22 protein-coding genes are annotated in these 26591 nt (G+C 33.4%); 5 read left to right on the forward strand and 17 right to left on the reverse strand.

Annotated features, from left to right (window positions below):
• Positions 1-36: 36 nt before the first annotated feature.
• The 3 genes from nsaS to AA076_RS13550 are packed head-to-tail and all read right to left on the reverse strand — an operon-like array spanning position 37 to position 1826.
• The gene (gene nsaS / locus AA076_RS13540) at positions 37-924 is read right to left on the reverse strand and encodes a nisin susceptibility-associated two-component system sensor histidine kinase NsaS (protein WP_000143419.1); all 888 of its coding nucleotides are present in this window, start codon (positions 922-924) and stop codon (positions 37-39) included.
• Positions 925-934: 10 nt separating this feature from the next.
• Positions 935-1600 carry a nisin susceptibility-associated two-component system response regulator NsaR gene (gene nsaR, locus AA076_RS13545; RefSeq protein ID WP_000697886.1) on the reverse strand — a complete coding sequence of 222 codons (666 nt, stop codon included), beginning with the start codon at positions 1598-1600 and terminating at the stop codon, positions 935-937.
• A gap of 25 nt (positions 1601-1625) precedes the next feature.
• A complete protein-coding gene (locus tag AA076_RS13550) occupies positions 1626-1826 on the reverse strand; it encodes a hypothetical protein (RefSeq protein WP_000604728.1) in 201 nt (66 codons plus the stop codon).
• Between the two features lie 197 nt (positions 1827-2023).
• Here AA076_RS13550 and AA076_RS13560 point away from each other — a divergent pair, with 197 nt between their 5' ends.
• Complete coding sequence (locus tag AA076_RS13560) at positions 2024-3448, forward strand: alkaline phosphatase (RefSeq protein WP_000953744.1); 1425 nt, start codon at positions 2024-2026, stop codon at positions 3446-3448.
• A 59-nt stretch (positions 3449-3507) separates the two neighbouring features.
• Here the strand turns inward: AA076_RS13560 and AA076_RS16215 are convergent, their stop codons facing one another.
• The 13 genes from AA076_RS16215 to isaB form a co-directional block, all read right to left on the reverse strand.
• Positions 3508-3609 (reverse strand): SE2200 family small protein, encoded by a 102-nt coding sequence (locus tag AA076_RS16215; protein ID WP_000731972.1) that lies wholly within the window; start codon positions 3607-3609, stop codon positions 3508-3510.
• Positions 3610-3730: 121 nt separating this feature from the next.
• Positions 3731-4186 (reverse strand): MarR family winged helix-turn-helix transcriptional regulator, encoded by a 456-nt coding sequence (locus AA076_RS13565; protein ID WP_000106185.1) that lies wholly within the window; start codon positions 4184-4186, stop codon positions 3731-3733.
• 244 nt (positions 4187-4430) lie between these two features.
• The gene (locus tag AA076_RS13570; RefSeq protein ID WP_000323455.1) at positions 4431-5192 is read right to left on the reverse strand and encodes an alpha/beta hydrolase; all 762 of its coding nucleotides are present in this window, start codon (positions 5190-5192) and stop codon (positions 4431-4433) included.
• Positions 5193-5307: 115 nt separating this feature from the next.
• On the reverse strand, positions 5308-7941 hold the full coding sequence (gene clfB / locus AA076_RS13575; RefSeq protein ID WP_000745896.1) for an MSCRAMM family adhesin clumping factor ClfB: 2634 nt from the start codon (positions 7939-7941) through the stop codon (positions 5308-5310).
• A 349-nt stretch (positions 7942-8290) separates the two neighbouring features.
• On the reverse strand, positions 8291-8995 hold the full coding sequence (locus tag AA076_RS13580) for a Crp/Fnr family transcriptional regulator (RefSeq protein WP_000138214.1): 705 nt from the start codon (positions 8993-8995) through the stop codon (positions 8291-8293).
• 98 nt (positions 8996-9093) lie between these two features.
• On the reverse strand, positions 9094-10035 hold the full coding sequence (gene arcC, locus AA076_RS13585; RefSeq protein WP_000660034.1) for a carbamate kinase: 942 nt from the start codon (positions 10033-10035) through the stop codon (positions 9094-9096).
• Between the two features lie 16 nt (positions 10036-10051).
• Positions 10052-11482, reverse strand: a complete 1431-nt coding sequence (gene arcD, locus AA076_RS13590) for an arginine-ornithine antiporter (RefSeq protein WP_001005842.1) — start codon at positions 11480-11482, stop codon at positions 10052-10054.
• 90 nt (positions 11483-11572) lie between these two features.
• Complete coding sequence (gene argF / locus AA076_RS13595) at positions 11573-12583, reverse strand: ornithine carbamoyltransferase (RefSeq protein ID WP_000136166.1); 1011 nt, start codon at positions 12581-12583, stop codon at positions 11573-11575.
• A gap of 32 nt (positions 12584-12615) precedes the next feature.
• Positions 12616-13851, reverse strand: coding sequence for an arginine deiminase (gene arcA / locus AA076_RS13600; RefSeq protein ID WP_000129411.1), 1236 nt, complete (start codon positions 13849-13851; stop codon positions 12616-12618).
• 176 nt (positions 13852-14027) lie between these two features.
• Positions 14028-14195: a hypothetical protein gene (locus AA076_RS15820; RefSeq protein WP_001792441.1), complete on the reverse strand. Its 168-nt coding sequence runs from the start codon at positions 14193-14195 to the stop codon at positions 14028-14030.
• Between the two features lie 2 nt (positions 14196-14197).
• Complete coding sequence (locus tag AA076_RS13610; RefSeq protein WP_000748760.1) at positions 14198-14647, reverse strand: arginine repressor; 450 nt, start codon at positions 14645-14647, stop codon at positions 14198-14200.
• A gap of 366 nt (positions 14648-15013) precedes the next feature.
• A complete protein-coding gene (gene aur / locus AA076_RS13615; protein ID WP_001225019.1) occupies positions 15014-16543 on the reverse strand; it encodes a zinc metalloproteinase aureolysin in 1530 nt (509 codons plus the stop codon).
• 423 nt (positions 16544-16966) lie between these two features.
• Complete coding sequence (isaB, locus tag AA076_RS13620; protein WP_001044560.1) at positions 16967-17494, reverse strand: immunodominant staphylococcal antigen IsaB; 528 nt, start codon at positions 17492-17494, stop codon at positions 16967-16969.
• A 257-nt stretch (positions 17495-17751) separates the two neighbouring features.
• Between isaB and AA076_RS13625 the strand changes: the two genes are divergently transcribed.
• From AA076_RS13625 to manA, 4 genes are all read left to right on the forward strand, one after another.
• Entirely contained in the window at positions 17752-18210 is a 459-nt protein-coding gene (locus AA076_RS13625) for a hypothetical protein (RefSeq protein ID WP_000734803.1), read from the forward strand.
• A 239-nt stretch (positions 18211-18449) separates the two neighbouring features.
• Entirely contained in the window at positions 18450-20324 is a 1875-nt protein-coding gene (locus AA076_RS13630; RefSeq protein WP_000887026.1) for a BglG family transcription antiterminator, read from the forward strand.
• A gap of 76 nt (positions 20325-20400) precedes the next feature.
• Positions 20401-22353, forward strand: coding sequence for a PTS fructose transporter subunit IIABC (locus AA076_RS13635; RefSeq protein WP_000706108.1), 1953 nt, complete (start codon positions 20401-20403; stop codon positions 22351-22353).
• 13 nt (positions 22354-22366) lie between these two features.
• The gene (manA, locus tag AA076_RS13640; RefSeq protein ID WP_001173201.1) at positions 22367-23305 is read left to right on the forward strand and encodes a mannose-6-phosphate isomerase, class I; all 939 of its coding nucleotides are present in this window, start codon (positions 22367-22369) and stop codon (positions 23303-23305) included.
• Positions 23306-23416: 111 nt separating this feature from the next.
• Here the strand turns inward: manA and AA076_RS13645 are convergent, their stop codons facing one another.
• On the reverse strand, positions 23417-26398 hold the full coding sequence (locus tag AA076_RS13645) for a YhgE/Pip family protein (protein ID WP_000785110.1): 2982 nt from the start codon (positions 26396-26398) through the stop codon (positions 23417-23419).
• Positions 26399-26591: the final 193 nt, after the last annotated feature.

The following is a 26591-nucleotide window of genomic DNA, read 5'->3' on the forward strand; positions in this document are numbered from 1 at the left end:
AAAATGTTACTAGTATACTTACAATATTGAAAGTTTTTATTCATCTGGAAATTGAATCGTAAATGTTGTACCCTCATTTTGTTTAGATACGACTGAAACAGGATGGTTTGTGTGTGTTGAAATTTGTTTTACGATAAATAAACCAATCCCACTTGAGTTACTTTGGCGCTGGCCATTATAACCTGAATAGCCCTTATCAAATATTTTAGGCAAGTCCGCTTCACTAATACCGATACCATTATCTTTTACGTGTAATTGATTGGATTGCTCATCAAATTCAATCCATATATCTTTACCTCTCGCATACTTAAGTGCATTATTTATTAATTGTTCTATCATTAAAGAGGTCCATCTAACGTCAGTTAATACTTCGTGATGACAAGGTTCATAATGGATTTTTGTTTTTTGATCAATAAACTGTATTGAATATTTCATAATAATTGGGCGAATGATATTATTAATCGAAATTTTAGTGACAGAAATATCAGAAGTTTCATTTAATAACTTTAAATAACTAAGTGCTAAACTTGTATAGTTATCAATTTGAATAACCTCTTGACGAACACGATTAACAACATTAGGCTCATCTCTTTCAAGTAACAGTTGTGCTGCAGTAATGGGTGTTTTCATTTGATGTACCCATGTTAAAAAGTAGCTCTCTACATCATTTTTATATTCAATTTGTTCATTTTTAAGCTGATACAACGCATTTTCTAAGTTTTCAATTTGTTGTTGTTGGCTTATAGTTTTTACAAAACTTAAATATTTAATACCTATGAATATGAGTAATAATAATAAAATAACGCCAAGTGCTAGTAAATATGCTTCTAATGGCAAATGATACAGGTAAAACATTAAGCCAAACAAAGCAAAAATAACTATGACTATTGCTATTTCCTGAGTAATACTTTTAAGAAAGGTCATTGCATTCACCCTATACTTTATATCCGACATTTTTCTTTGTAATGATAAAATCATTAACGCCAATAGTATTTAATTTTTTACGCAGGCGCGTCATGTTAACAGCTAATGTGTTATCATCTATGAAGTTTTCTGATTCCCAACATTTTTCAATTAAAGCAGTTCTACTTACATATTTATCTTCATTTTGAAATAATAACTTTAATATTTGTAATTCAGTCAAAGATAGCTGTATGTTTTGTTCTTGATACACGACTTTTGCTTCATCTAATATTAATGTACAACCTTTAACCGTCAATGAATCATTAGCTACTGACAAGTCATAAGTTCGTCTCAATAATGCTTGAATTTTGGCAATCGTTAATGACAAGTTAAATGGCTTTTCGATAAAATCATCTCCCCCCATTTGTATTGCCATAATTTGGTCCATATTATCAATACGGGAACTAATAAATATAATTGGCACATTAGATGTTTTTCGGATTTCTTGACACCAATGAAAACCATTTAACGTTGGCAAATTAATATCTAGCAATACAAGCTGAGGTTGATTTTGGTTAAAGATAGACAGTATATCATCAAATTGTTCAACGACAATAACACCGTAATTCCATTTTTTAAGTTCAGATGCTAAACTCTCTGCTATAACAAAATCATCTTCAACAATTAATATTTTCATCTATAATCTTCTTCCTTCAATTGAATTATCCTTTGTTATCTTTTTGTTCTTTATCCTGCTGCAATGACGGCTCTTGATTTGAACTTTCCGTGTCATTTGTATTTTGATTTAGTGTATTTGCTTTTTCTTTCTCGAGTTGCTTTTTCTTCGTACGTTTACGCTCTTCTAAAATAGACAACACTATAAAGAATATGATTAATAATGGAGATAACATTACTAGTATCATTTTTCCACCTCAAATTATATTTAATTCTATATTTTCACACGCTTCTATTCTAACGCTTTCTATAACAAATTGTCATATATATTCATTTTTTGTTATTCTAAATCACTCTGTTTACATATTTTTAACTAAAACTACATAATTGCTCAAAATTCCTCTTTTACACTGAAGACATAGTCATATACTCAGGAGGATGTCTTATGTTATCAGTTAAAAAAGCCACAAAATTTGCAGTTGCTAACCTTATTATCGTGTCAACGGTTTTTAGTTCTGTCACACCTGCAATTGCGCAATCCGATAAAAGTTCTAAAGATGAAAGTTTCGCGGTTGGTAATACTAAAAATCCAAAAAATGTTATCTTTTTAGTTGGCGATGGCATGGGTCCATCATTTAACACAGCTTATCGTTATTATAAAAATGATCCGCATGCTAAAGAAATGACCCCTACTGCTTTTGATTCATATTTAAAAGGCACAAATCGTACATATTCAAATGACCCAAAACAGAATATTACTGATTCTGCAGCTGGCGGAACAGCCTTTAGTTCTGGTCATAAGACATATAATGGTGCCATCGGTGTTGACAGTAACAAGCAGAAAGTAAAGACGGTGCTTGAACGTGCAAAAGAAAAAGGTAAGTCGACTGGTCTTGTTTCAACAGCTGAATTAACAGATGCAACACCAGCAGCATATGCTGCACACGTGACTTCTAGAGATGATAAAAACGAAATCGCTAAACAATTTTATAAAGATAAAATCAACGGAAAGCATAAAGTTGATGTTTTATTAGGCGGCGGCGCTAAATATTTCGGTAAAAGTAATGGCAATTTAGATAAAAAATTCAAAAAAGATGGTTACGACCTTGCCACGAACAGTAAGGAGTTATCAAAATCTGATAAAGATAAAGTTCTTGGTTTGTTTGCAGATAAAAATATGCCACTTGCAATAGATGCTTCTAAAGACGAACCATCATTAGCTGATATGCAACAAAGTGCACTTAGTAAGCTTGAGCGCAATAAAAAAGGATTCTTTTTAATGGTCGAAGGTGCTTCTATAGATAAATCAGCGCATTCCAACGATATTACAGGCGTTATGTCTGAAATGGAAGGTTTTGAAAAAGCATTCGATGACGCCATTCAATATGCTAAGAAACATAAAGATACACTTGTCGTTGCAACAGCAGATCACTCTACTGGTGGTCTAACAATTGGTAAAGATAAAGGATACGAATGGAATCCTCAACCGATTAAATCTATGAAACACTCTGGATCATATATGACAGAAAAAATGGCTAAAGGTGAAGACCCTGAAAAAGTTATTAATGAAGGTTATGGATTTGAATTTTCACAAGATGATATGAAAAAGGTTAAAAAAGAGAATAAAAAGCTAAAAAGACTACTTAAAAAAGAAAAAGACGAAAAATCCGCAGAAGTAGAAACGCAAACAAAAGCCCTACAACACGCTATTCAGAAGCCAGTAAATGATAAATCTTATACAGGGTGGACTTCCGATGGACATACAGGCGAGGATGTTAATACCTACGCTTACGGACCTAGATCAGAATCATTTAGTGGTAATATCGAAAATACAGAAAGCGCAAAAATAATATTTGATATATTCAAGTAAAGCATAAAAAAATTCCCGAGCACTATAACAAGGTGTTCGGGAATTTTTTATGGTTTAATTTAGTACTCAATGTTAGGTGCTTGGTTAACACGTTCTTGGTATTTTTTAAATGCGAAGTATAAACCGCCAACTAATGTTAAAATAACTGCTAATTTTTTCATCATTCAAACTCCTTTCTAAGATGTGTTGAAACTGAGTTCAATTAAATTATATGTTTTTATTATACACTTTTTGACATATTTTTTAAATTTAAGAATGCGAAGATTTTTAACATTTCTGATGCTAGCTTTCTTTTTCATCTTTCAAATGCTTAATAAAATCAAAGCCAGGTCGCCCTTTAGCCAATGCTTCCATCACATCATACCAATCCGAACCGACTTGTTGATATATATTTTGCAATAATTCATCTTGCGCCTTGTTCAATTCAGCAATGAGTTGATCGCCTTTATCCGTCGAATATAATTTTTTGACACGTCGATCAGTCTCTAAAACTTTTTCAATAATGAGACCTTGCTCTTTTAATTTTTGAAGTGTTGCATGTGATCCTTGTTTAGAAATTTCTAATATTTCTAGTAATGATTTAATAGTAATACCAGGTAATTTATTGATAAAAAACAAAAAACGATGATGCTGACGACTCATACCATACTTCTCTATAATTTCATCAGCGGTAGTAATAAAGGTTTTATATGCAAAATAAAACAACATATGCTCATAATCGTTTTTATTGGTCGACATGATGATGACTCCTTTCAAAGCGTTAACCTCATTATAATAAAATTTATAATGTAAGTCATACAAATGATGATAAAACTATAAGCTAAATCTAAGTTTCACGAGAAACATTTTTGTGTATCAGCAAATTGCGCCAATCATATTAATACAAAAATAATTTAAACACTTAGAAATGTTAGTCGTGCGTAAATAGTTTGTATCTCTCACTCTGTGTATTTAATGCAGCCACATATTTTCCAAGAAATAATTAATCATTCACCATCCATGTTATAGCACGCTTAATCGCTTGATCCCAATATGCATAATCATGATCTCCTGGTCCATCTTCAAATTGATAAGGAACATTTATGCGTGATAAATAATCGATAAAATCTAAGTTGTCTTGATATAAAAAGTCTTGTTTACCACACATAATGAGCAATTTTGGAATTTGTTTATCTTCAGCTACAGCTTTGTCTAGCAAGTAATACGGATCATGTTCAGTTCCTTTAACACTTGAAAGATTGCCAATTATGGCCTCTTTTGAAAAATCATTCCACTCTAGATCCATTAAATTTTGCGCTTCAAACACAGCAGATAATGGTACAGCTTTGGCAAATTTATCCCCTTGTGTTAATGCAAATTTAATTGTGCCATATCCTCCCATAGAGTGACCTGCTATAAAATTGTCATCACGCTTTTTGGAAAGTGGAAATATTTGATGAACATAATCATACACTTCCAAAATATAATCATAATAGCTATGACCATATGCCATGTTAGCATATGCGCTATGATCCACATTGGGCATAATCACAGCTAATTTGTGTTCATTCGCATACCTTTCTATGCTTGTATATCTCATATATGTCGTTTCATCACTTGATAATCCATGTAACAACATTAAAGTTTTTAATGGTTTAACAGTTGTATCGCTATTAAAGAAGCTTTGATCTTCCGGTAAAATGACTGTCAAATTTTGATGCATACCAATTGTTGGTGAATGATAGTTTAATGAAATATAAGCCATACGTCATGACCCCTTTCTAATTCTACTTTATCAACATTTTACGCTTAATCAATTCACTTTAAAATCATTTTCAACAAAAAAACCGAATACAAATGTATTCGGCCTAAAAAAGTATTTACGCTTTTTCTTTATGATCTTGCTTGCGTTTTCTAAACAATAGTAATGATCCTAATAATGCCATCATTGCACCAAATAAAGTTGCATTTGTGTTTTCGCTCTTATCTCCTGTTTCTGGTAAAGCATCAGTTTTGTGTTGTTTTGATACCTTATTAGAATGGTTTACTTCACCTTTAGGATTTGATGGTGCTTTCTGTTCATTATTTGGTGGTGTAACTCTTGAATCGGAGTCACTATCTGAGTCTGAGTCGCTATCTGAATCCGAGTCGCTATCCGAGTCTGAGTCGCTATCTGAGTCTGAATCGCTGTCTGAGTCTGAGTCGCTATCCGAGTCTGAGTCGCTGTCTGAATCTGAATCACTGTCTGAATCCGAATCGCTATCTGAATCTGAATCGCTATCCGAGTCTGAGTCGCTGTCTGAATCTGAATCGCTGTCTGAGTCCGAATCGCTATCTGAATCTGAGTCGCTGTCTGAGTCTGAATCGCTATCTGAATCTGAGTCGCTATCTGAGTCTGAGTCGCTGTCTGAGTCTGAGTCGCTGTCTGAGTCTGAATCGCTATCTGAATCTGAGTCGCTGTCTGAGTCTGAGTCGCTATCTGAGTCTGAGTCGCTGTCTGAATCTGAGTCGCTGTCTGAATCTGAATCGCTGTCTGAGTCTGAATCGCTATCTGAGTCTGAATCGCTATCTGAGTCTGAATCACTGTCTGAGTCCGAGTCACTGTCTGAATCTGACTCACTATCTGATTCTGAGTCGCTATCTGATTCTGAGTCGCTGTCTGAATCTGAATCACTGTCTGAATCCGAATCGCTATCTGATTCTGAGTCGCTATCTGAACCTGAGTCGCTGTCTGAGCCTGAGTCACTGTCTGAATCCGAATCCGGATCCGGGTCTGGGCTTGGTTCCGGTTCTGGGTCTGGACTTGGTTCTGGATCTGGCGTTGGTTCTGGTTCTGGGTCTGGACTTGGTTCTGGGTCAACCGGCGGCCCTGGAGTTGGGTCTTTCGGATTTACTGCTGAATCACCATCAGCACTTCCACCACCATAACGTACAACATTCTCATTATTCCAACCGAAAATACTGTAGTCTCTATTTGTTACAGGATCAACATTTTCTTGAATAACCTGAGTTTTTAAGTTCTTACCTGTATTGTCGTAATGCCCTTCTACTAATACTACATATGTTTTAGTAATATCACCAAATTTAATACTAGCTACATTTGGATGCTCATAATAGATTCTATTTTTAAATTGGTCTGTTACTTCTTTAAGGTTAGAGTCATTTGGATCTGCATAGTAGCTATCTGATAATTTAGATGTATCATTCACTTCAAAAATTCTCAGTTTTGTATCTGTAGCACTTACTTTACCGCTACTTTCTTCGATTTTATCTTGGTAGCCTTTAATATACACCCACGTATTACCTAAAACTCGTTGCTTAGGGTTAACAAATACTGTTTGCTTGTATGTGTTTTGACCTGAAGCTGTATCTACACCAATAATTTGAGAAGAAATGTTCGCGCCATTTGGTTTATCAATTCCTGCAATTGGCGAACTATAGTTATAAGTAATTTTATTATTAAACATTTCATCCGCAATATTAATATTCGCATCATATGTTCCTGATTTAGGTGCCTTTGCTCGGTCTGTAAATAAAGGTAATGAAAATTGTCCGTTAATATTTTCTTTATTATTTACATAATCTGTAAAGACAAATGTATACGTCTTAGTCAAGATATCATATGTTGCTTTAGCTACAACATCGCCATTCGTACTTTTAATGTCTGCAATTGGCATCGTATTATTTGAATTAGAATAATCCACGTCTCCATTACCAGTTAAACTATCTGGTAACTTCGCTGTAAAATAATCCCCTGATTTCACTTTATCTGTCACTGTAAAATTTGCCGCCATAAATGTGTTACCACTTTGATTAGGGTCAAATGTAGTCTTTTCTAACTTGAAATTACTTGCCGTAACTTTATCATTTACATTTGTACCTTTAGCATCAGCAGCATTTACTACCGGTTCAGCAACAGCTAAACTACGTACAGCTCTCGTTCTAACACTTGGTTTACTAGTTCCTTGCGCATTGGAAATCGTTTGTGGTGATGATTGTGGTAAATCTAATGTTTGAGAATTTTTAAGCTCACTGTTTGTTGCTATGCTATTAGCATCATTCGTTGTTTTATTATCTACTTGAGAATTTGCTTCTTGAGGAACAGTTTGATCTTGCATTTTTGCAGCAGTTGCTTGATTTTTAATTGCCGTCGGTTGAGGTGTTTCATTTGTTGAAGCTGGCTCTGTTGTAGTGGTATTGCTCGTTTGTGTAGACATTGGTTTTGTTGTGCTATCTACATTCGCACTGTTTGTGTTTGCACTAATATCAGATGTATCATTAGCCGTTGTATTTAATTGAGGTGTTTCTATCATATTGTTTTTTTCGGAATCTGCACTTGCATTATTTTTCGAAGATTGCGTTGTATCGTTCGATTGTTCTGAAGCTTGTGCTTGATGATTGCCTATCCCAAATAGTATAGTTGCCCCTACTATTACTGATGTGGTACCTACTGTAAAACGTCTAATCGAATACTTATTCTGCTTATTCGACAAATAATCAATTCTTTTTTTCAAAAATATTACTCCATTTCAATTTCTAGATTAGTCTAAATTGTATAATGAAATAAGAATTATATCAATTGCTTTTCGAAAAAAATTACGTAAAATTTGTTTTCTTCCTATTTATATAACTTAAAATTTTCTGTTAACTAGCAAAAATCAATATACTATTTTTACACTATTACAAATTTTTTACTTTTCAAAAACTTAGAAGTTCTAAATTTTTCATCACCTTAAATTTTACTGTAATTTCAACAATCAAATTTAACTAACATTTTAAATTATTCATCATGCTAGCAAAAAAGGCCTAACGTATAAATGTACGTTAGACCTCATGTTCAACTTATTCATTTTACATTGTATATTAAACACATACATCATTGAATAAATGTTTGCTTACTAACCAATTTTTATGATCTTTAACAACAAGTTTTTCATCTTTAAGTTCATGAATAATATGACCAGCTGTTTCCCGGGAAATCCCAGCCATATCACTCATGAGTTGAATAGTTAAAAACTGTTTGATTTCATAAAATTCATCTTGATCGTATCCTACTGTCTGACATAGATGGCATATCAATTTGATAATTCGATCTTTAGCAAATTTACTTGTTAATGCCATGTTATAGTTCATGTGTTGCTGCTCATTATCATTTATTAATGCAAAAAGTGTCAAAAATATATCATCATTAGCTTTGCACAAAAAGGCCATCAATTCTCTAGGCAATCCAAGAACTGTACAATCGGTTAATGCTGTACACAATTCGTTAACCTCTTTCGGATGAAATAAGTTACTGATTGGAAATAATACTTGCTCTTTATTAAAATAACGATATACATCTCCATTTTGATTGTAATGTTCTCTAATAATGTTACCTTCAATTAAAAAGTAAATATTGCTACTTTCTTGTGGCGAAAAATAAATAACTTGGCCTTTCGTATAATGTCTGACAAAACATTCACTTTGATATGGTTGTAATATACTATATGGTATATTAATGTAATCTGCTAATGCCTTTAGTTCATGTTCTAATTTATTATTTCTACCCAAAATAAAGTTTTCTGTCATAAGTTAAACTCCTTCAAACCTTGCAAAGTGTCAGCAGACAACTTTTTCATTTGAATCAACGGAGAAACATATTTAATGTTTTGTCGCGTGATAAAGTGCTACATGTGAATGTGTGTACCTTTATTACCAATCAAAGCTTCGTATGCCTGCTCTAAATTGGTAATGATAACTTTTTTGTTTTCCCCACTTTCAACAAATCGTATCGCAGCTTCTATTTTTGGCAACATCGATCCTTCCACAAACTTACCTTGTGCCGCGTATTTTTTCAGTGTTGCTACATCAATATCATCGATTTGTTGTTGATTAGGTTCATTAAAGTTAATAAATACATTTTCTACATTCGTAAGAATCATTAAGGTATCTGCTTCAATCAGCGTTGCTAATTTCTCACTAGCAAAATCTTTATCTATAACCGCTTCAACACCTTCATAGGTATTTTCTTTTTTTATAACTGGAATACCGCCACCACCGCATGCAATGACAATATTTTTACCGTCTGCTAAAGTTCGAATTAACTGGTGTTCTAGTATAGATTGAGGTAGTGGTGACGCAACTACTTTTCTATAACCACGTCCTGCATCTTCTTTAAAGACTGAGTCTGGCTGTTCTTTTTGTAATTCTTCAACTTCTTCTTTCGTATAAAAAGGACCAATTGGTTTAGTTGGGTTATCAAATCGTGGATCATCTTTATCTACTTCCACACGTGTAACGATTGTGCCTACAGTTCTATCACTATTCATTTCAGTTAAAATGCGATTGATTTCAGTTTCCAACCAATAGCCTATCATACCCTGTGACATTGCACCACAAGTATCCAATGGCATTGCCGGCGTTGTGTCACTGTTCGATTTAGCTTGTTGGATTAATAAACTTCCAATTTGTGGACCATTACCATGTGAAATGACAATACGCGCTGGTGAATCAAATAAAGGTTTAAGGTTTTGCATCGCACATCTAATAGCTGTTTGTTGTGCTTCAGCTGTTGCTTCTGTTGTCTGTATCGCATTACCGCCTAATGCAATGACAATTTTCTCTTTCATATTTTTGTCGCTCCTTTTAAAAAACATTTATCGTTCCCATCAATAACTTAATTAACCCGATAACTGCAAGTACGATAATAATCATAAAAAGAATATAGTCTGATTTAATCAAACGTGTCTGATTATTCTTTTGAACGATTGTATAAACAAGAAGAGCTGGAATATAAAGTAACATCGTCAATAATAAGTAATTGATACCTGCTGCATATATAAGCCATATAGCATAAATTGAGGCTATGATACCAATCGTCCATTGTTTAGTAGTTGCTTGCTGTCGATGCTCTAAAGTGTATTTAACTTGGTAAAATGCACTGAACATGTAAGGGTATAAAATAGCACTTGATGCTAGTGAAAATGCAAATTGATACGCACTCTGTGTAAATAGCATACTTATTAAAAATAATTGTACTAATATATTGGTAATAAGCAGTGCATTTACAGGTGCTCCATTTTTATTTTCTTTAGCAAACCATTTTGGAAATAATCCATCTTTTGCAACAATGAAAGGTAATTCACCAGCAAGCAGTGTCCATCCTAACCATGCACCTAGTACCGAAATAATTAAACCAATATTTACAAGTGTAGATCCCCAACCACCTACAATAGTTGCAAGCACCTGTGCCATACTTGGCGAATCTAATTGCGAAATATGATTTTGCAAAATCACGCCTTGAGCTAATACAGTTAATAAGAAATAGATAATTAAAACTGATATAAGTCCTATAACCGTGGCACTACCTACATCTTTTTTATTTTTAGCTCTACTAGAAAAAATTACTGCACCTTCGATACCGATAAACACCCAAACTGTCACTAGCATCGTACTTTTAACTTGGCTCATTGTGCTCGCCCAACTAAATGGCAATACACCCTCTGACGTCATACTGAAAAAGCCTGTTTTAAAAGTGTCAAAATTGAATGCAATTATCATGCATATGATTACAAGTAAAATCGGTATTAACTTTGCAACAGTAACAATACTATTGATAAATGCTGCTGTTTCAACGCCTTTTAAAATCAAGAAATGGACACCCCAGAGTAGTAACGAGGCGACAATAACACTTGGTAATGTGTTGCCTCCTTTAAAAATCGGGAAAAAGTTACCTACTGCTGACATCAATAGTGTTGCATAGGCAACATTGCCTAAAAACGCTGAGAACCAATATCCCCAAGCACTGATAAATCCTACAAAATCGCCAAATCCTGCTTGAGCATAACTATAAATACCACCGTCTAGCTCCGGCCGTTCATTGGTTAAATTTTGAAATACGAACGCTAATGAAATCATTCCTATAGCTGTAATAATCCAACCAATAATAATGGCTAATCCACCGGCTTTACCGCCCATATCAGACATTATATTGAACGCACCGCCACCAATCATGGATCCTATAACTAGTCCAATTAAAGAAGATTTACTGAGTTTGTTATCTCCTGATTCGTTCATATTCATTTCTCCTTTAATACCAATATGAGGTGTCTGTACATGACACTTATATCATCAGACACATCATATTCATATCGTTCCATTTAGTGATTAACTCCCCAATGTTGCTGCCATTACTGCCTTAATTGTATGCATTCTATTTTCAGCTTGATCAAACACTTTTGAATGTTCACTTCTAAAGATTTGGTCTGTAACTTCCATTTCAGCTAATCCATATTTTTCATAAATTTCTTGTCCATAAAGTGTATTTGTATCATGGAATGCTGGTAAACAATGTAAGAATATCGTTGAATCTTTACCTGTTAAATCAAACATCTGTTGATTCACTTGATAGTCTTTTAATAAATTAATACGTTGTTCAAATTCACTTTCTTCACCCATCGATACCCAAACATCTGTATATATAGCATCTGTATTTTCAACTGCTTCTGCAATATTATCCGTAATCATGACTGAACCACCATATTGACTCGCTTTTTCTTTTGCAATATCAACATATGCCTCTTTTGGATTTAATGATTTAGGTGTACAAATTCTTACATTAACACCTAACATAGCACCTGCTACCATTAATGAATGCGCAATATTATTACGTCCATCTCCAACGTAAGTTAAGTTTATTCCTTCTAGATATCCAAAATTCTCTTTTATTGTCATAAAATCAGCTAACATTTGTGTAGGATGCCAATCGTCTGTTAATCCATTCCACACCGGTACACCAGAGAACTTCGCTAAATCTTCAACAGCTTGTTGTGAAAAACCACGGAATTCAATACCATCGAACATTCTACCTAATACTTTCGCAGTATCCTCTACAGATTCTTTTTTGCCTAATTGAATATCATTTTTTCCTAAAAATTCTGGATGCGCACCTAAATCAATAGACGCAACTGTAAACGCAGCACGCGTTCTCGTCGAATTCTTTTCGAATAGTAGTGCAATATTTTTTCCAGATAAGTAGTGATGCTTAATACCGTTTTTCTTATACTCTTTTAATGTAATTGCAAAATCAATAAGTCCTTCGAATTCTGCTTTGGTAAAATCACTTTCTTTTAATAATGATCTGCCTTTTAAATCATACGGTTTTTGAATTTCTGTCATTATTTTCACCCTCGTTTCTATAATTTATTACGTTAAATGTCCTCTCTGAATAATGGTTGACTCATACATCTAGGGCCCCCACGTCCACGTACCAACTCGCTACCAGATATTTCAATGACTTTAATGCCTTTTTGTCTCAATAAATCATTCGATACATAGTTTCTATCGTAAGTCACTACAACGCCTGGTCTTATACATAATGTATTTGAGCCATCATTCCATTGCTCTCTAGCACCATCAATGACATCACCATTTCCTGTTGGAATGAATTGGATATCATCTATACCTAGTACGTCTTCTAAAGTATCTTTTAAATGACTAGATTGTTTGATGGCAATATCTTTATTTACGTCATCATATTCAATAATAAATATATTCATATTGCCTTCTGCCTTTAAAATGGCTGAATGCATTGTAAATTTGTCATAATCTATCATTGTAAATACTGTATCTAAGTGCATAAAAGTTCGACTAGTTGGAATTTCAATTGCTACTACTTTTTTAAACGTCGCCTGCGGATTTTCAAAAATACGTCGCGCTAACTTTTCAATAGCTTGTGCAGATGTACGTTCTGAAACGCCTATAGCCAAGACATCTTTAGATAAAACAAGTTCATCGCCGCCTTCAATATTGAATGGGCAATCTCGATCTAACCAGATTGGAATATTCGCATCTTTAAATCTAGGATGATGCTTTACAATATATTGAATAAATATTGATTCTCGTCGTCGTGCTCTCCAGAACATCCGATTGATTGTTATACCGTGTCCTATTGAGGCTTGTGGATCTCTAGTAAAATAAAGGTTTGGCATTGGATCTAAATAGAATGGATACTTATCATCCATATACTCTACTAGATGTGTACATTTCGGATTAATTTCTTCCTTACGTACCCCTGACATTATTTTATCTACAAGTTCTTGATTAGAAAGTGTCGCAAATAATGCCTTAATTTCTTCTTCATGACCTAATATTGTTTTTTTAGACTCTGCTAATACATCATCAATAAATTCACTTCTTACTTGAGGATTTTCAATACTTTCAGCTGCTAACTTCTCAAGGTAAAGTACTTCAACACCCTCTTCTCTTAGCACCTGCGCAAAATGGTCATGCTCTTTTTGAGCTACTTCTAAATATGGAATATCATCAAATAGTAATCCATCTAAATAATCAGGTACTAAATTTTCTAATTCTTTTCCAGGACGCTTAAGTAACACAGTTTTTAAAGCTCCAATTTCGCTATTTACTTTAATTGGACCATCTGTCATGTCTATTTCCTCCTTTTATCTTTGAATTCATTTAGAGTATAGACAATCTTCAAACGCTTACATGTGATTATATTCACATAAAGAAAGTCGAAAATTTCATATCTTTTTGTTATACAATACATAATAATGGATTTTTATACATAAATAAAGGTATTTTGGGTCAAAATATACATTTTTTATTCAAAAATACCCATAAAAACATGTTGTATAAAGTTTTTTATACAGTCAATTGAATGACTATGAATTCTTTCTTTCCATAAAAAAACGCGTACACAAGTTAATATTTGGTAACTAACTTGAGTACACGTGATACGAAACAAATTTTTATTATTCATTTGATACATGTCTATTTAAATAATTTTGCATATACGTATTCTGCCATATCATTTGAGGCAGTTAAGATTAATGTAGTGTCATTTCCACTCACCGTACCTAATATCTCTTCTATATTTAGCTGATCGATAAAATAGTTTATGCCTTGGGCGAAACCAGGTGAGGTTTTGACGATAATGTATGAACCATTGATGATTGAACTTAGAACTTCATGTTCACAATAGTGTCTAAACTTTTCTCTCATCTCTTGTTCTGTTTGATTATTAATAGCTTTATAAATCCATGTCTCACAATCGATAGGGACACGATATATATTTAGTTCCTTCAAGTCTTTAGCAATTGTTGTTGCACTATATCTTACACCAAAATATTCTTCAATATATGAAATGATTTGTTCTTTTTTATAAATCTTATGCTTTTTAACTATTGTAGAAACAATTTCTAATCGTTTACTTTTCTTCATATTGTAAACTCCTTTGGTAGTTACGTTTCTTGTATTAAAAAATAAATTCATGCATGTTTCATTTATAATTTAACACTTTGTTTTGCAAAAGATAATAAAAATACATGTAAATTTTTTGTGACAACTTTTAAAATGAATTTTGTATTCTAAGTCAGCATTTAATTATCACATATCTACTACTTGTAATGATTTTAGACTGCCGAGTAGTCTTTCGGCAGACAACCCTCACACCCCTCTCATCTAATTACAAAGAGAGGGTATACCTACAAAGTCAATTATCAATGTAGGTATACCCCATATATAAGCTGTATTTAAAATTTAATTATTTATAAGTGTTTAACATTACTTCTTCTTGTTTATATATTTTTACTCCACGCCTACTTCATTCCATGCTTCATACACCTGTTCAGCTGTTTGCTCGTCATATAAATCTTTAGCCGCTTGGTATAATGCATCTTTACAATCTTTGAAGTTTGAATTACTTGTTAAGTATTCCGTTAATGCTCGGTAGTAAATTTGTTCTGATTTAGATTTCCCTATTGCTTGAATCACGTTATAAGCTGCTTTATTTGGAATTCCAGAATTCGTATGTACGCCACCATTATCTTTTTCAGTGAATACATAGTCTTTCATATGAGCTGGTTGACCAAATTGTTCTGGGTTTGACATGCTGCGTAAAGCGTCTCCCTCTTTTCCAGGTGTGTAGACATCTTCACCCATTAAGAAATCCTCGTCATCTACAAAGTATCCAAAAACATCTGAAAAGCTTTCATTTAGAGCGCCTGACTGGTCCTTATATTCTAAGTTCGCTGTCTCTTGTGTCACACCGTGTGTTAATTCGTGTGCTACTACGTCATTTGCACCCGATAAACTTGTGAATGTGCGACCATCACCATCACCATAGATCATTTTGTCACCGATCCATGCGGCATTATTTCTGTTATCTTGACCACCGTAGTTATTAACATGCGTTAATGAAACAATTGGACTACCTTGGTTGTCATATGATTCACGACCAAATGTGTCTTTGTAATAATCATATGTTTGTTTAGCGTAATAATTTGCATCTACGCCAGCACGTTGCTCATCTTTTACGAAGTTTTCATCTTCATTAGTAATCAATGTTGCTTGACCTGTTTGATCATTAAAGCTAAATGCTGATAATTTACCTTGATGCGTTAAATCTTCTAGGCTAAATCCACCGTCAATACTATTGATATTGATATCTTTTGTATCGCCAAGTACACCTTTTCCTTTACCAGTTTCTGCAGCTTCTTTAACTAAGTTCATTTTTTCTAAAATTTCGCCAGTTTGAGCATCAATTTTAACTTTCCAATGTGAAATTTCTGGTGTCACTGTAATTAACTCAACATTATAAACGTATTTATTACTGTCACCATCGATTTCAACTTTGTTTTCTTTAATGACTTTATCTTTAAGATTTTTCGCTTTATTCTTATCAATCTTAACTGCTTTAAATGCTTTGTCGGCTGCGTCATCTTTACTTAATGTCACTTTATTCGTTGGCTTTACTTTCTTCGCATCAGTATCCCCATTGATTAAAACGACTTTTCCTGATTTGTCTGCGTGTACTTTCACTTCTTTGTCAGGTGCATGAACACCATCAACACTCGGTTGCAATGTATAATGCGTAAATCCTTTTTTATCAGTTTTTACATCAGTAACAGCGTAATCTTGATAAATATTTTTTACATTTTCGGATTTAGGCAATTCTTTTAATGCTTTGACCGCATCACTCTTTTGAGTCACCTCAAATTTAATATCAGAATTAGCTGGTTTATTTTTTGAATCAATCGCTAATGCTGCTGGTGATAAAGTGCTCAACAAGGTTAATGCTGCCATACTTGTAAATGCATATCTTGAAAATTTCCTCACATTTCATTCCTCCTGAAATCTTAAAAACAGCTTATAAATAAAATATTAATTTAATTTTTCAGAAAAGTAAATGATTATTTCTATTTATTTCTATACTTTTTGTTCGTTGATTTTATTTATTGATTCTTTTCTTTTTTAAAAATGTTATCTGTAGCTAAATAAAATTTTAAAAATTGAGCTTAATTATATTTTAAAATTTATCAAGGCTTTATTTTTGTGAAAATATTAACAAATACAAAATAGTGCTCTATATACTTAATCAATGCTTGAAATATGTGAGATAACTATTTAAATAATCATAATCAAATAAACATTTTTATCAATTTCAAACAACTATGTAAGACGCAATAATCGTTATTATTTAATAAAAAAGACTAGAATGCGGTATCACTCCTCACACTCTAGCCTTAATATGCCATTATTTTATTTACTTGTTTTGTATGGTGTATGTCCAACTGTTACTTCGACAACTCTATTATGATCAACGACAAACCAGATGCCTAATGTCTTTTTAGCATTTTGATAGTAAAAAATACCGCTATCAGCTTCCTTTGTTTTACCATTTTCTTTTTTCAAGTCCTTGCCATAAGCTTTTTGGATATCTTTTAATGAAATATTATTTTTAACTACAAATTGCAATTGACTTGCTTCGTTTCCTTTTGCAGAAACACCTTTAAAAGTTTGATCATATTTCTCTACTTTTTTTATCGTATTCGTTTTAGCTAATTTAATACCATTGAATTTCACATTATCATACTTAATCGCGTTAATAAAATTCTTATCCAGAATAAAATTAGCATTATTACCAATATAACCATTATAAGTATAATATGGGGTTATTGCTGCCTGTGCCTGTTTACTTGTTGGCGCCGAATTTTCAACAACTGTTACTCCAATCAGTGTGCCCAATGCTAATGTTGCTGCTACACAAACTTTACTGGTTTTATTCATAATTATCTCTCTTTTCCATACAAATATTTTATTCCTTACACTTTTATTATAACTTTTTCAGCCATAAAAATACTAATGATTATATTTATAAATACATAACAGTTTTGTTATACTAATTGAAGTACACAAAAAACAATGAAAATATTAATATCGCCTACTTTTCTAATATTTATTTTTTAAAATGATTATGGCAATATTGAAATAAATTATTTAGCTTCACGTATCAACTACTTTTCATTAACATGGAGGCGTTATATTTGAAAAAACTTCTTATTACCATCGTAATTATCGTATTAATCGGAGCACTTGGGTTCGCAATTTATGCTGCAATAAATCATTCTACATCATCAAGTAATAACCAAGAACAAGAAAATAAATCTACGCATAAAAAGACAGAAACCGAAGAAAATGATCAACAAGATGATAGTGCAGACAAAACAGATAAAAATCAAAATAATGGCAATAACGTTACTAATGACAATCAACCATCTTCACCGTCAAATGTTCCTAACAACCATTCAACAGTACCATCGAATACGCAACCAGCTCAGCCAAAAGACTCAAATTCAAATAAAAATAATACTCACGGTGGTGGCAGTCAATCGTCAACAAACAACCAAAATAATCAACAACAGAACACACCACCTGCTAATAAATCAAATAATACCAATACGCCTTCTAAACAAACACCTCAAGCACAATCACCTAAAAATTAATCATTTGCCTGATACGTCCACAAGTACCAGATGCATAAATTCAGAAAAACAGCAGTGAGATATTTTTCTATTTGAAATATCTTACTGCTGTTCTTTATTTGCATAATTCGCACTCTGTTAAAATCATATAAAAGTTCGCTTTAATGTCATTGACGTATGTATAAGCTCTCATGTTTAATAATATTAATACACCCTTAAAAACGCTTACACGAAAAATTTAGAAAGGAGGTACATGTTAAATGCTTGATAGACACTTAAAACTACTCCAGTTTTTTATTAAAAATCCATCAAAGCACATTAGTTCTAATGAAATTGCTAAACATGTCAATGTTTCAAACCGCACAGTTCGCAATGATATCCATGTTATCAATAGCAATTTTATGGATGATATCATCGTAAGTATTAAATCTAAAGGATATCAATTAAATACATCTCAGTATACCTTAGAAACGATAACTGAACGTTACACGCATATTCAATCATATAAAGAAAAACTATTATTATCTATGGCGTATCAACTGCTAATGCACAATAAATCGCAGACATTGCAACAACTAGAGCAAGATTATCTATTATCTAAAACTGTGCTCAACGACTATTTCGTTCGAATTCAACAATGGTGTCAAAAATTTAATATCGCTTTAACAATCAAGAAAAAACAAGGTATTGTGGTCGATGGAACAGATAATGATATCACTAATGCCATCATCCATTTAAATCAATTATCATCAGGGCATGTACATGTTGAAGACCTAATTTTAAATGAATTACCTGATTCACACCAAAGGATGATTTCGCATATTATACAAGAGACACTTCAACAACATAGTATTGAAACAACTGATATTCAAATACAACAGCTTTTAATTCATCTCATTTTAATCATTAAACGTAAGCAATCTTTAAGTGAGCTAGACACGTTAAACCACGATTCAAAATTGATATCTCAATCTTGCATTAAGCAAATCAACGAAAGATTAGGTTATGACTTGAACGAAAAAGTAATCAATATGTTTTCATTCTTTATTGCTTATCATTTTAATAAACTCGATATTGGCATAGAACGTATATTTATACAAAGTTATATTGATCGCTTAATCGAATTGATGCAGCAACGTATTCATGTACCTTTCAATGAAGATTCGATTTTACAACAAAATTTATATAATCATTTTAGTAAAGCATATTTACGTATCACTCAAAACATTTATTTAAACAATCCTTTAGTTATAGAGATTAAAAAACTCTATCCCTTTGTGTTTAACACACTTTTTGAAGCGATTGATAAATTAGCAATTGATACTGATATAGAGATGAGCGAAGATGAAATTGCATTTTTAACAATTCATTTTCAAGCTGCCATCGAGCGTCGTACCAAAACACAATTAAATGTAGTCATTGCTTGTTATTATGGTCTAGGTGTGTCGAATTTTTTAGAAACTAAAATAAATAACTTATCCGAAGAGTTGTCAGTGATAAATACGATTAAACTAGAAAATATAACACACTATCACTTTGACAATGTAGATTTATTAATAACGACCCATGATATTCCTAAACAAACGCTAAACATACTTCCTAAGCACCTGACGACTATCAAGGTTGCACCATTATTTTCTGAAGATGATCGTCACAAAATCAGACACGTTGTGAAGCAAAAGCAAAATCCGGTTCAAGCACATCATCATATGGACACTGTCAATTTCCTTGTCGTAAATACTGAACAAAAATCACGGCATACTGTGCAAATTTTTGAAGAAGCTCAAAAAATATTACAAGCACATCATGCGATTGTAGAAGGATATATCGAATCAGCTTTAGAGCGTGAGAAATCATCTTCTACATACATAGGTAATTTTATGGCGATTCCTCATGGAGATCCTGAAAAAGTTTTACAATCACATGTGCTTATTTTTCGCACAAAAGATGTTTTTCCTTGGCGACAACACGATGTCAAACTTGTCTTTTTCTTAGCGATTTCGCATAAAGACAAAGCTTTTACAAAACAAATGATGCAATTAATTGCTAACTTGGATGATGATTCAGTGAACCATTTATGTAGTTTAGATGATCATAGTTTAAAGCAACAGTTATTTGAATACTTACAAGAATAATTGCCACTAGTAACGGTAATTATTCTTTTTTTTAGTATCGAGAATACGCTTACAATATAGAAAAGGAGATGATTTTATGAAAATTGTAGCTATTACCTCATGCCCAAATGGCATTGCACATACATATATGGCTCAAGAAAAGCTTGAGCAGGTAGCAAAAGAAATGGGTGTGGATATTAAAGTAGAGACACAGGGCGGTGTTGGTGCTGAAAATGTTTTAACTACGCAAGACATCGAAGAAGCTGACGGTGTCATAATTGCAGCTGATAAACAAGTTGATCTGTCCCGATTTGTTGGTAAACGGTTGATTAATGAAAATGTTCGCGAAGGGATTCATAATCCGAGAGGTCTAATTCAACGTATCATTAATCAAGATGCGCCTATTTATCAATCTGAAACAAATTATCATTCGAAAGATCGCGGTAAGTCTAAAAATGGTATTCAAATGGTGTATCAACATTTAATGAACGGTGTATCGTTTATGGTTCCTTTTATCGTAGTTGGTGGACTCCTTATCGCCATCGCGCTGACTCTAGGCGGTGAAACGACATCAAAAGGATTAGTCATCCCAGATGATTCATTTTGGAAATCCATTGAAAACATTGGTAGTTTAGCCTTTAAATTTATGGTTCCAATACTAGCTGGATATATCGCTGTTAGTATCGCTGACAAGCCCGGTCTTGTTCCTGGTATGATTGGCGGCGCTATCGCTGCTGACGGTAGTTTTTATGGCAGTGATGCAGGCGCAGGATTTTTAGGTGGTATTGTTGCTGGTTTCTTAGCAGGTTATATCGCAAAGTGGATTAAAGATATTAAAGTTCCAAAAGCAATGGCACCAATTATGCCTATCATTATTATTCCCATTATTTCATCGGTCGTTGTAGGATTGATATTTATATTTTTAATCGGTGCACCAATTTCTAATATTTTTGAGGCATTAACAACCTGGTTAAAAAGTATGCAAGGTGCTAATATTATTATACTTGCGATGATTATAGGTGCGATGATTGCCTTCGATATGGGCGGTCCAGTAAACAAGGTAGCATTTTTATTTGGCTCAGCACTTATTGCTGAAGGTAATTACGCCGTTATGGGTATGGTCGCAGTTGCTGTATGTACACCACCAATCGGTTTAGGTTTAGCAACGTTTGTTCAAAAGTATAAATTCAATCATTCCGAAAGAGAAATGGGTAAGGCTTCCTTCACTATGGGACTATTTGGTATTACTGAAGGTGCTATTCCTTTCGCAGCCCAAGATCCATTGCGCATTATACCTGCAAACATCATTGGTGCAATGATTGCATCAGTCATTGCAGCCATTGGTGGTGTCGGCGATAGAGTCGCACATGGAGGTCCAATCGTGGCTGTATTAGGTGGTATTGATCATGTATTATGGTTTATCTTTGCAGTGATAGTAGGTAGTCTTGTCACAATGACTACTGTACTATTATTAAAACGCAATACACCAGTTATAGCAGTAGATGCACCAGCGCAACACACGCAACTTCATGATACAGATATTACACAACATGATACAGAGGTTGACAATGTAGATAACACCGCGAAACATTCACATCTCAATAAACCTTCTCATGTTTTTGATCAACAAACTATGATAATTACTGATCACGACATGTCTCGAAACGAAGCAATTGATATGTTGATTCATAAACTTAAAATTTGCCGTTATGTAGAGCACACATCGCATTTAAAAAATGCAATACTAGAACGTGAAATGGAGTCTACGACAGCTATTGGCATGAACGTGGCCATTCCACATGCAAAGTCTGATGTTGTAAAACAACCGATTGTAGCTGTTATGAAAAATAATCATGGTGTTAAATGGGACAGTCTAGATGGTAGTCTACCTCAATTGATATTCTTAATTGCCGTACCAAACAACAGTCAGGATACACATTTAAAAATACTTCAGCGCTTATCTAAAGCGTTAATGAATGATGAGACACGCCAATCACTAATTAATGCAAACAGTACTACAGAAATTTATAACTTATTAATGAAAATATAGAGGAGTTTTAACTATGGCATTATTTTTACAACCCGTTTTTAAAGACAGAATTTGGGGCGGTCATGCATTAAAAGCATTTAACTATGATATCCCTAATGAAACAACTGGTGAATGCTGGGCAATTTCTGCACATCCAAATGGTCCTAATACAATTATCAATGGTCCATACAAGGATATGACCCTAGATCAACTTTGGTCACAACATCGTGAATTATTCGATAATGATTCACGAGATAGTTTCCCTCTGCTAACTAAAGTATTAGATGCCAATGATAAATTATCTGTTCAAGTTCACCCAGATGATGACTACGCTTTAAAACACGAAGGCGAACTAGGTAAAACAGAATGTTGGTATATTTTAGATGCAGCCCCAGGTGCTGAAATTATATATGGCGTACATGCACATAATAAACAGACGTTAATAGACATGATTGATAATCATGAATTTGACAGTCTTTTCAAACGTATACCTGTTAAGCCCGGTGACTTTTATTATGTTCCTGCTGGCACTGTCCATGCCATTGGTTCGGGTATTTTAATTTTAGAGACACAACAATCCTCCGATACGACATACCGTATTTATGACTATGATAGACGAGATCAAAATGGTCAATTGCGTGATTTGCACTTAGAGCAAAGTAAAGATGTGATTGAATTAGGCAATCATGAACCAAATACTACTCCTATAACAACTCACATCGACACACACACTGTAACTCAATTTGTAGATAATCAATATTTTGCAGTATATAAATGGGATATTCATGGAGATTTAAAATTCAATAAACCACATGCTTATTGCTTAGTTACAATTATCGATGGTACTGGTACTTTAACAGTAAACGATAAGCACTATGACATCCAAAAAGGTTCTAGCTTTATTTTAACTACGGAAGACGAGGATATTCACTTTGTCGGTAATATTAGTGCTATAGTAAGTCATCCTGGATAATAGCAATGATAACAACCGTCCCATAAAAGACAGAAATTACTATCTCTTCTGTCTAAAAACATAAAAATCCACACATTAAGGAGCTATAACCCTAATGTGTGGATTTAATTTTTATTCTGTAACGTTACTTTGGTCAACTTTTTCAGATACGCGCTTCATCAATGGATCTGTTACAGGTTTTAAAATTAAACCTACAACGAAGAATCCTATACCAAATAACGTTAATATAATTAATTTTGTAATTAGGATTTCCGGAACAATACCGCCTACTGTTTCACGTAATGAATCAATTGCATACGTAAATGGTAAGTATGGCGAAATGTTTTGGAAAAATTGTGGCGTAGTTTGAATTGGGAATGTTCCCCCACCACCTGCAATTTGTAATACAAGCAATACGATTGCAATGGCTTTACCTGGGTTACCAAGTAATGATACGCACGTATATACGATTGAGTTGAAAATAATCGAACAGAAAATCGTTATAAGTACAAATAATACAGGTGACTCAACTCCTGCTTTTAGGATTAACAAATCTCCAACCGATACAATGAGTGCTTGCAACATACCAAGCATTATAAAGAATCCTGCCTTACCTAAGAACACTTGTCTTGTCGTTAAGACTGACTCTAGACTCTTATGTTTATTATCAACCGTTAATAAACTTACCATCAAGAGTGCACCTACCCATACTGACAGTGCAGTATAGAATGGTGTCATACCTGAACCATAATCCTTAACTGGGAAAACATCAACAGTCTTCTTATTAATAGGATTTGCAATAATACCCGCTTGCTTTTTCAAATCATTCTTAAGTGTGTCGATTAATTTGTCGACTGCATCATCTTTGTCTAATTTCTTGAAAATTTTATTCGCTTTTTTCAAATCTTTTTCAACATCAGGCAATTTATTTTGAGAAAAATCAGCTAAATCTGATAAAGCCTTTTTCGCTTGTGGCTGATTTTTATTTAGTAATCCTACCGCTTGATCATAACCATTTAATAACGTTGGTAAATTTTTATTCACACTTGCTGTCGCATTAGTTAATCGCTGTTCTAACTGTGGTAAGTCATTGCGCACAAAGTTAGCAGCTTTAGCTACATCACTTTTCACTTTCGAGAAGTTTGCTTGAGCATTTTTAACAGCACTAATGTATTGTTGTTCAATACTTGGTAATACTGTTTGTAAGCGATCAATACGTGTTTTACCATTTTTTAAAATAGCTTGTCCACTGTTAATGACTTGATCAATTGTATTTAATTTAGACTGAACATTGGATAATGCAGTTTGCCCTTTGTTCAATTCATCCATAATACGTTGTGATATTGATACTAAAGAGCTGTTAAGATCTTTTTTAACATAATCTCTAAATGATGATAATGATGAATCTAGTTTTGAAAGTTGATCTAGTAATTTAGTAGCTTCAGCAGTTCCTGAACTACCATTCTTTAATGCATTGCTTAATTGATTAACTAACCTTAATGATTCATTAATTCGATTATTAGCTGCTTTTACCTTATCAATTTCTTTTGATAAATCAACATTTTCATTCTTCTCAATCTCTTTTAATGTATCGATAAATTGTTGATTATATTGCGTTGTGTATTCTAAACCGGACTTAACATTATCTAAAGACTCTCTAAAATCAGAAGGCTTGTCCGATGCTAAAATCCCATACGAAATATTACGTAATGCCTGACTATCTTTTTGTGCGGCTTTCGCTTGGGTATCTAAATTATTTGATAATGATAATAAAGAGCCCGTTAATGCCGCTTCCATTGATTTAACATCTTTATCTGTAATGTTTTGTGTGTTCTCGTTAGCTGTGCTGACTTGTGTTGTTGTTATATCTACAAAACTTTGACCATCTTTTTTCCCGCTTGTACTTTGTGGTGTAGTCGATACAGGCGCATTATTACTATTTGGTGCGGTATTTTGCGTAACATTATTATTTGGTGCAGTATCGCCACTTGGTGCACTTGGTGGCGTTGATGCTACACCATTACCAGCTGCAGGTGCACTATTTGATGTTTCGTTGTTCGCCGCGCTATTTTGAGGAATCTGTTGCTGGTTTCTTCGATTTAAATCTTGCGCGCGTCGAATTGCATCTTGATAATCACCGACTCTACTTCTAACTTGTGTGACGAAGCCTTTGGCATCATTTAACTGTCCATTAGCTTGATCAATACCTTGACTCGCAATGTTAAGTCCTTGATTAATTTTAGGGAACTGCGCTGGCACGTCATCAGCTGCAAAATTTAACGCTTTTTCAATTTTCGGCATATAATTATTTAAAGCTAATATCAACTTAGCCTTTTCATTAAGTTGCGGAATAGCACCATTGACTTCGTTTAATTTTTTCTGAGCATCTAAAATATCACCTTTATAATTTCCTAGTTTTCTAAAATCATTGGCATATTTATCTAAATCCGCTTGGTGGTTATTCAAATATACAATTTTATTCGCAAAGTCATTAATCTTAGGTAAAGCTTTATCTGCTGAATATACCGCATTTTTTATCTTGTTAATTGTCGGCACATTTTCTTCAATAGTTAAACCTGCTTTGTTAGCTTCTTCTAATAATGCTCGAGTTACTGTTTTATTAAATTGTTCATTCGCTTTTTCAACGACAACTGACGAACCAGTATCTGTTAGCTTAGACGCAACAGCGTTAATCTTCTGATTCACCTTAAATTCTACATCTGCTTTTTGAGGCTGCTTACGTAGTGTCCCTGTAATTTCATGTGTAAACTTAGATGGGATGTAAATACCTGCAAAATATTTACCCATTTTTATCTCATGATCAGCTTTCTCTCTACTTACAAACTGCCAATCAAAACTTTTATTTTTCTTGAGTGTATTAACCATCGTATTACCGACATTAACTTTTTTCCCTCTGATTGTGTCGCCTTTATCTTCATTAACGACTGCGACCTTGATGTGTCCCGTGTTGCCATATGGATCCCACATTGCCCATAAGTTAAACCAAGCGTAGAACGATGGCAAAATAGCTAAGCCTGCTAAGATAATCCACACAGCTGGCGTCTTAGCTACTTTCTTCAGATCCATTTTAAATAATTTAAATGCGTTCTTCATTGTCACACTCCTATGTAGGAATTATTCATATTTTTTATATATTTTTTGTAAATTAATTTATTTTTGCGTTGTGAATTAGTATAATCAATTTACTGGAAGATATTTAGTCGATTGATACCTATCAACTATTTTCAGCATACGATAAATTATAACAAATCATAGTTTATTATCACACTTAATTATTATATTTTTC

It is taken from the genome of Staphylococcus aureus, from assembly GCF_001027105.1.
In the GTDB taxonomy this organism is placed as follows: domain Bacteria; phylum Bacillota; class Bacilli; order Staphylococcales; family Staphylococcaceae; genus Staphylococcus; species Staphylococcus aureus.

What these genes read in the sequence shown, in the direction of transcription:
- nsaS (WP_000143419.1), bottom strand. Translation starts at nt 924, where the DNA reads ATGACCTTTCTTAAAAGTATTACTCAGGAAATAGCAATAGTCATAGTT.
- nsaR (WP_000697886.1), bottom strand. Translation starts at nt 1,600, where the DNA reads ATGAAAATATTAATTGTTGAAGATGATTTTGTTATAGCAGAGAGTTTA.
- AA076_RS13550 (WP_000604728.1), bottom strand. Translation starts at nt 1,826, where the DNA reads ATGATACTAGTAATGTTATCTCCATTATTAATCATATTCTTTATAGTG.
- AA076_RS13560 (WP_000953744.1), top strand. Translation starts at nt 2,024, where the DNA reads ATGTTATCAGTTAAAAAAGCCACAAAATTTGCAGTTGCTAACCTTATT.
- AA076_RS16215 (WP_000731972.1), bottom strand. Translation starts at nt 3,609, where the DNA reads ATGAAAAAATTAGCAGTTATTTTAACATTAGTTGGCGGTTTATACTTC.
- AA076_RS13565 (WP_000106185.1), bottom strand. Translation starts at nt 4,186, where the DNA reads ATGTCGACCAATAAAAACGATTATGAGCATATGTTGTTTTATTTTGCA.
- AA076_RS13570 (WP_000323455.1), bottom strand. Translation starts at nt 5,192, where the DNA reads ATGGCTTATATTTCATTAAACTATCATTCACCAACAATTGGTATGCAT.
- AA076_RS13580 (WP_000138214.1), bottom strand. Translation starts at nt 8,995, where the DNA reads ATGACAGAAAACTTTATTTTGGGTAGAAATAATAAATTAGAACATGAA.
- arcC (WP_000660034.1), bottom strand. Translation starts at nt 10,035, where the DNA reads ATGAAAGAGAAAATTGTCATTGCATTAGGCGGTAATGCGATACAGACA.
- arcD (WP_001005842.1), bottom strand. Translation starts at nt 11,482, where the DNA reads ATGAACGAATCAGGAGATAACAAACTCAGTAAATCTTCTTTAATTGGA.
- argF (WP_000136166.1), bottom strand. Translation starts at nt 12,583, where the DNA reads ATGACAGAAATTCAAAAACCGTATGATTTAAAAGGCAGATCATTATTA.
- arcA (WP_000129411.1), bottom strand. Translation starts at nt 13,851, where the DNA reads ATGACAGATGGTCCAATTAAAGTAAATAGCGAAATTGGAGCTTTAAAA.
- AA076_RS15820 (WP_001792441.1), bottom strand. Translation starts at nt 14,195, where the DNA reads ATGTATCAAATGAATAATAAAAATTTGTTTCGTATCACGTGTACTCAA.
- AA076_RS13610 (WP_000748760.1), bottom strand. Translation starts at nt 14,647, where the DNA reads ATGAAGAAAAGTAAACGATTAGAAATTGTTTCTACAATAGTTAAAAAG.
- isaB (WP_001044560.1), bottom strand. Translation starts at nt 17,494, where the DNA reads ATGAATAAAACCAGTAAAGTTTGTGTAGCAGCAACATTAGCATTGGGC.
- AA076_RS13630 (WP_000887026.1), top strand. Translation starts at nt 18,450, where the DNA reads ATGCTTGATAGACACTTAAAACTACTCCAGTTTTTTATTAAAAATCCA.
- AA076_RS13635 (WP_000706108.1), top strand. Translation starts at nt 20,401, where the DNA reads ATGAAAATTGTAGCTATTACCTCATGCCCAAATGGCATTGCACATACA.
- manA (WP_001173201.1), top strand. Translation starts at nt 22,367, where the DNA reads ATGGCATTATTTTTACAACCCGTTTTTAAAGACAGAATTTGGGGCGGT.
- AA076_RS13645 (WP_000785110.1), bottom strand. Translation starts at nt 26,398, where the DNA reads ATGAAGAACGCATTTAAATTATTTAAAATGGATCTGAAGAAAGTAGCT.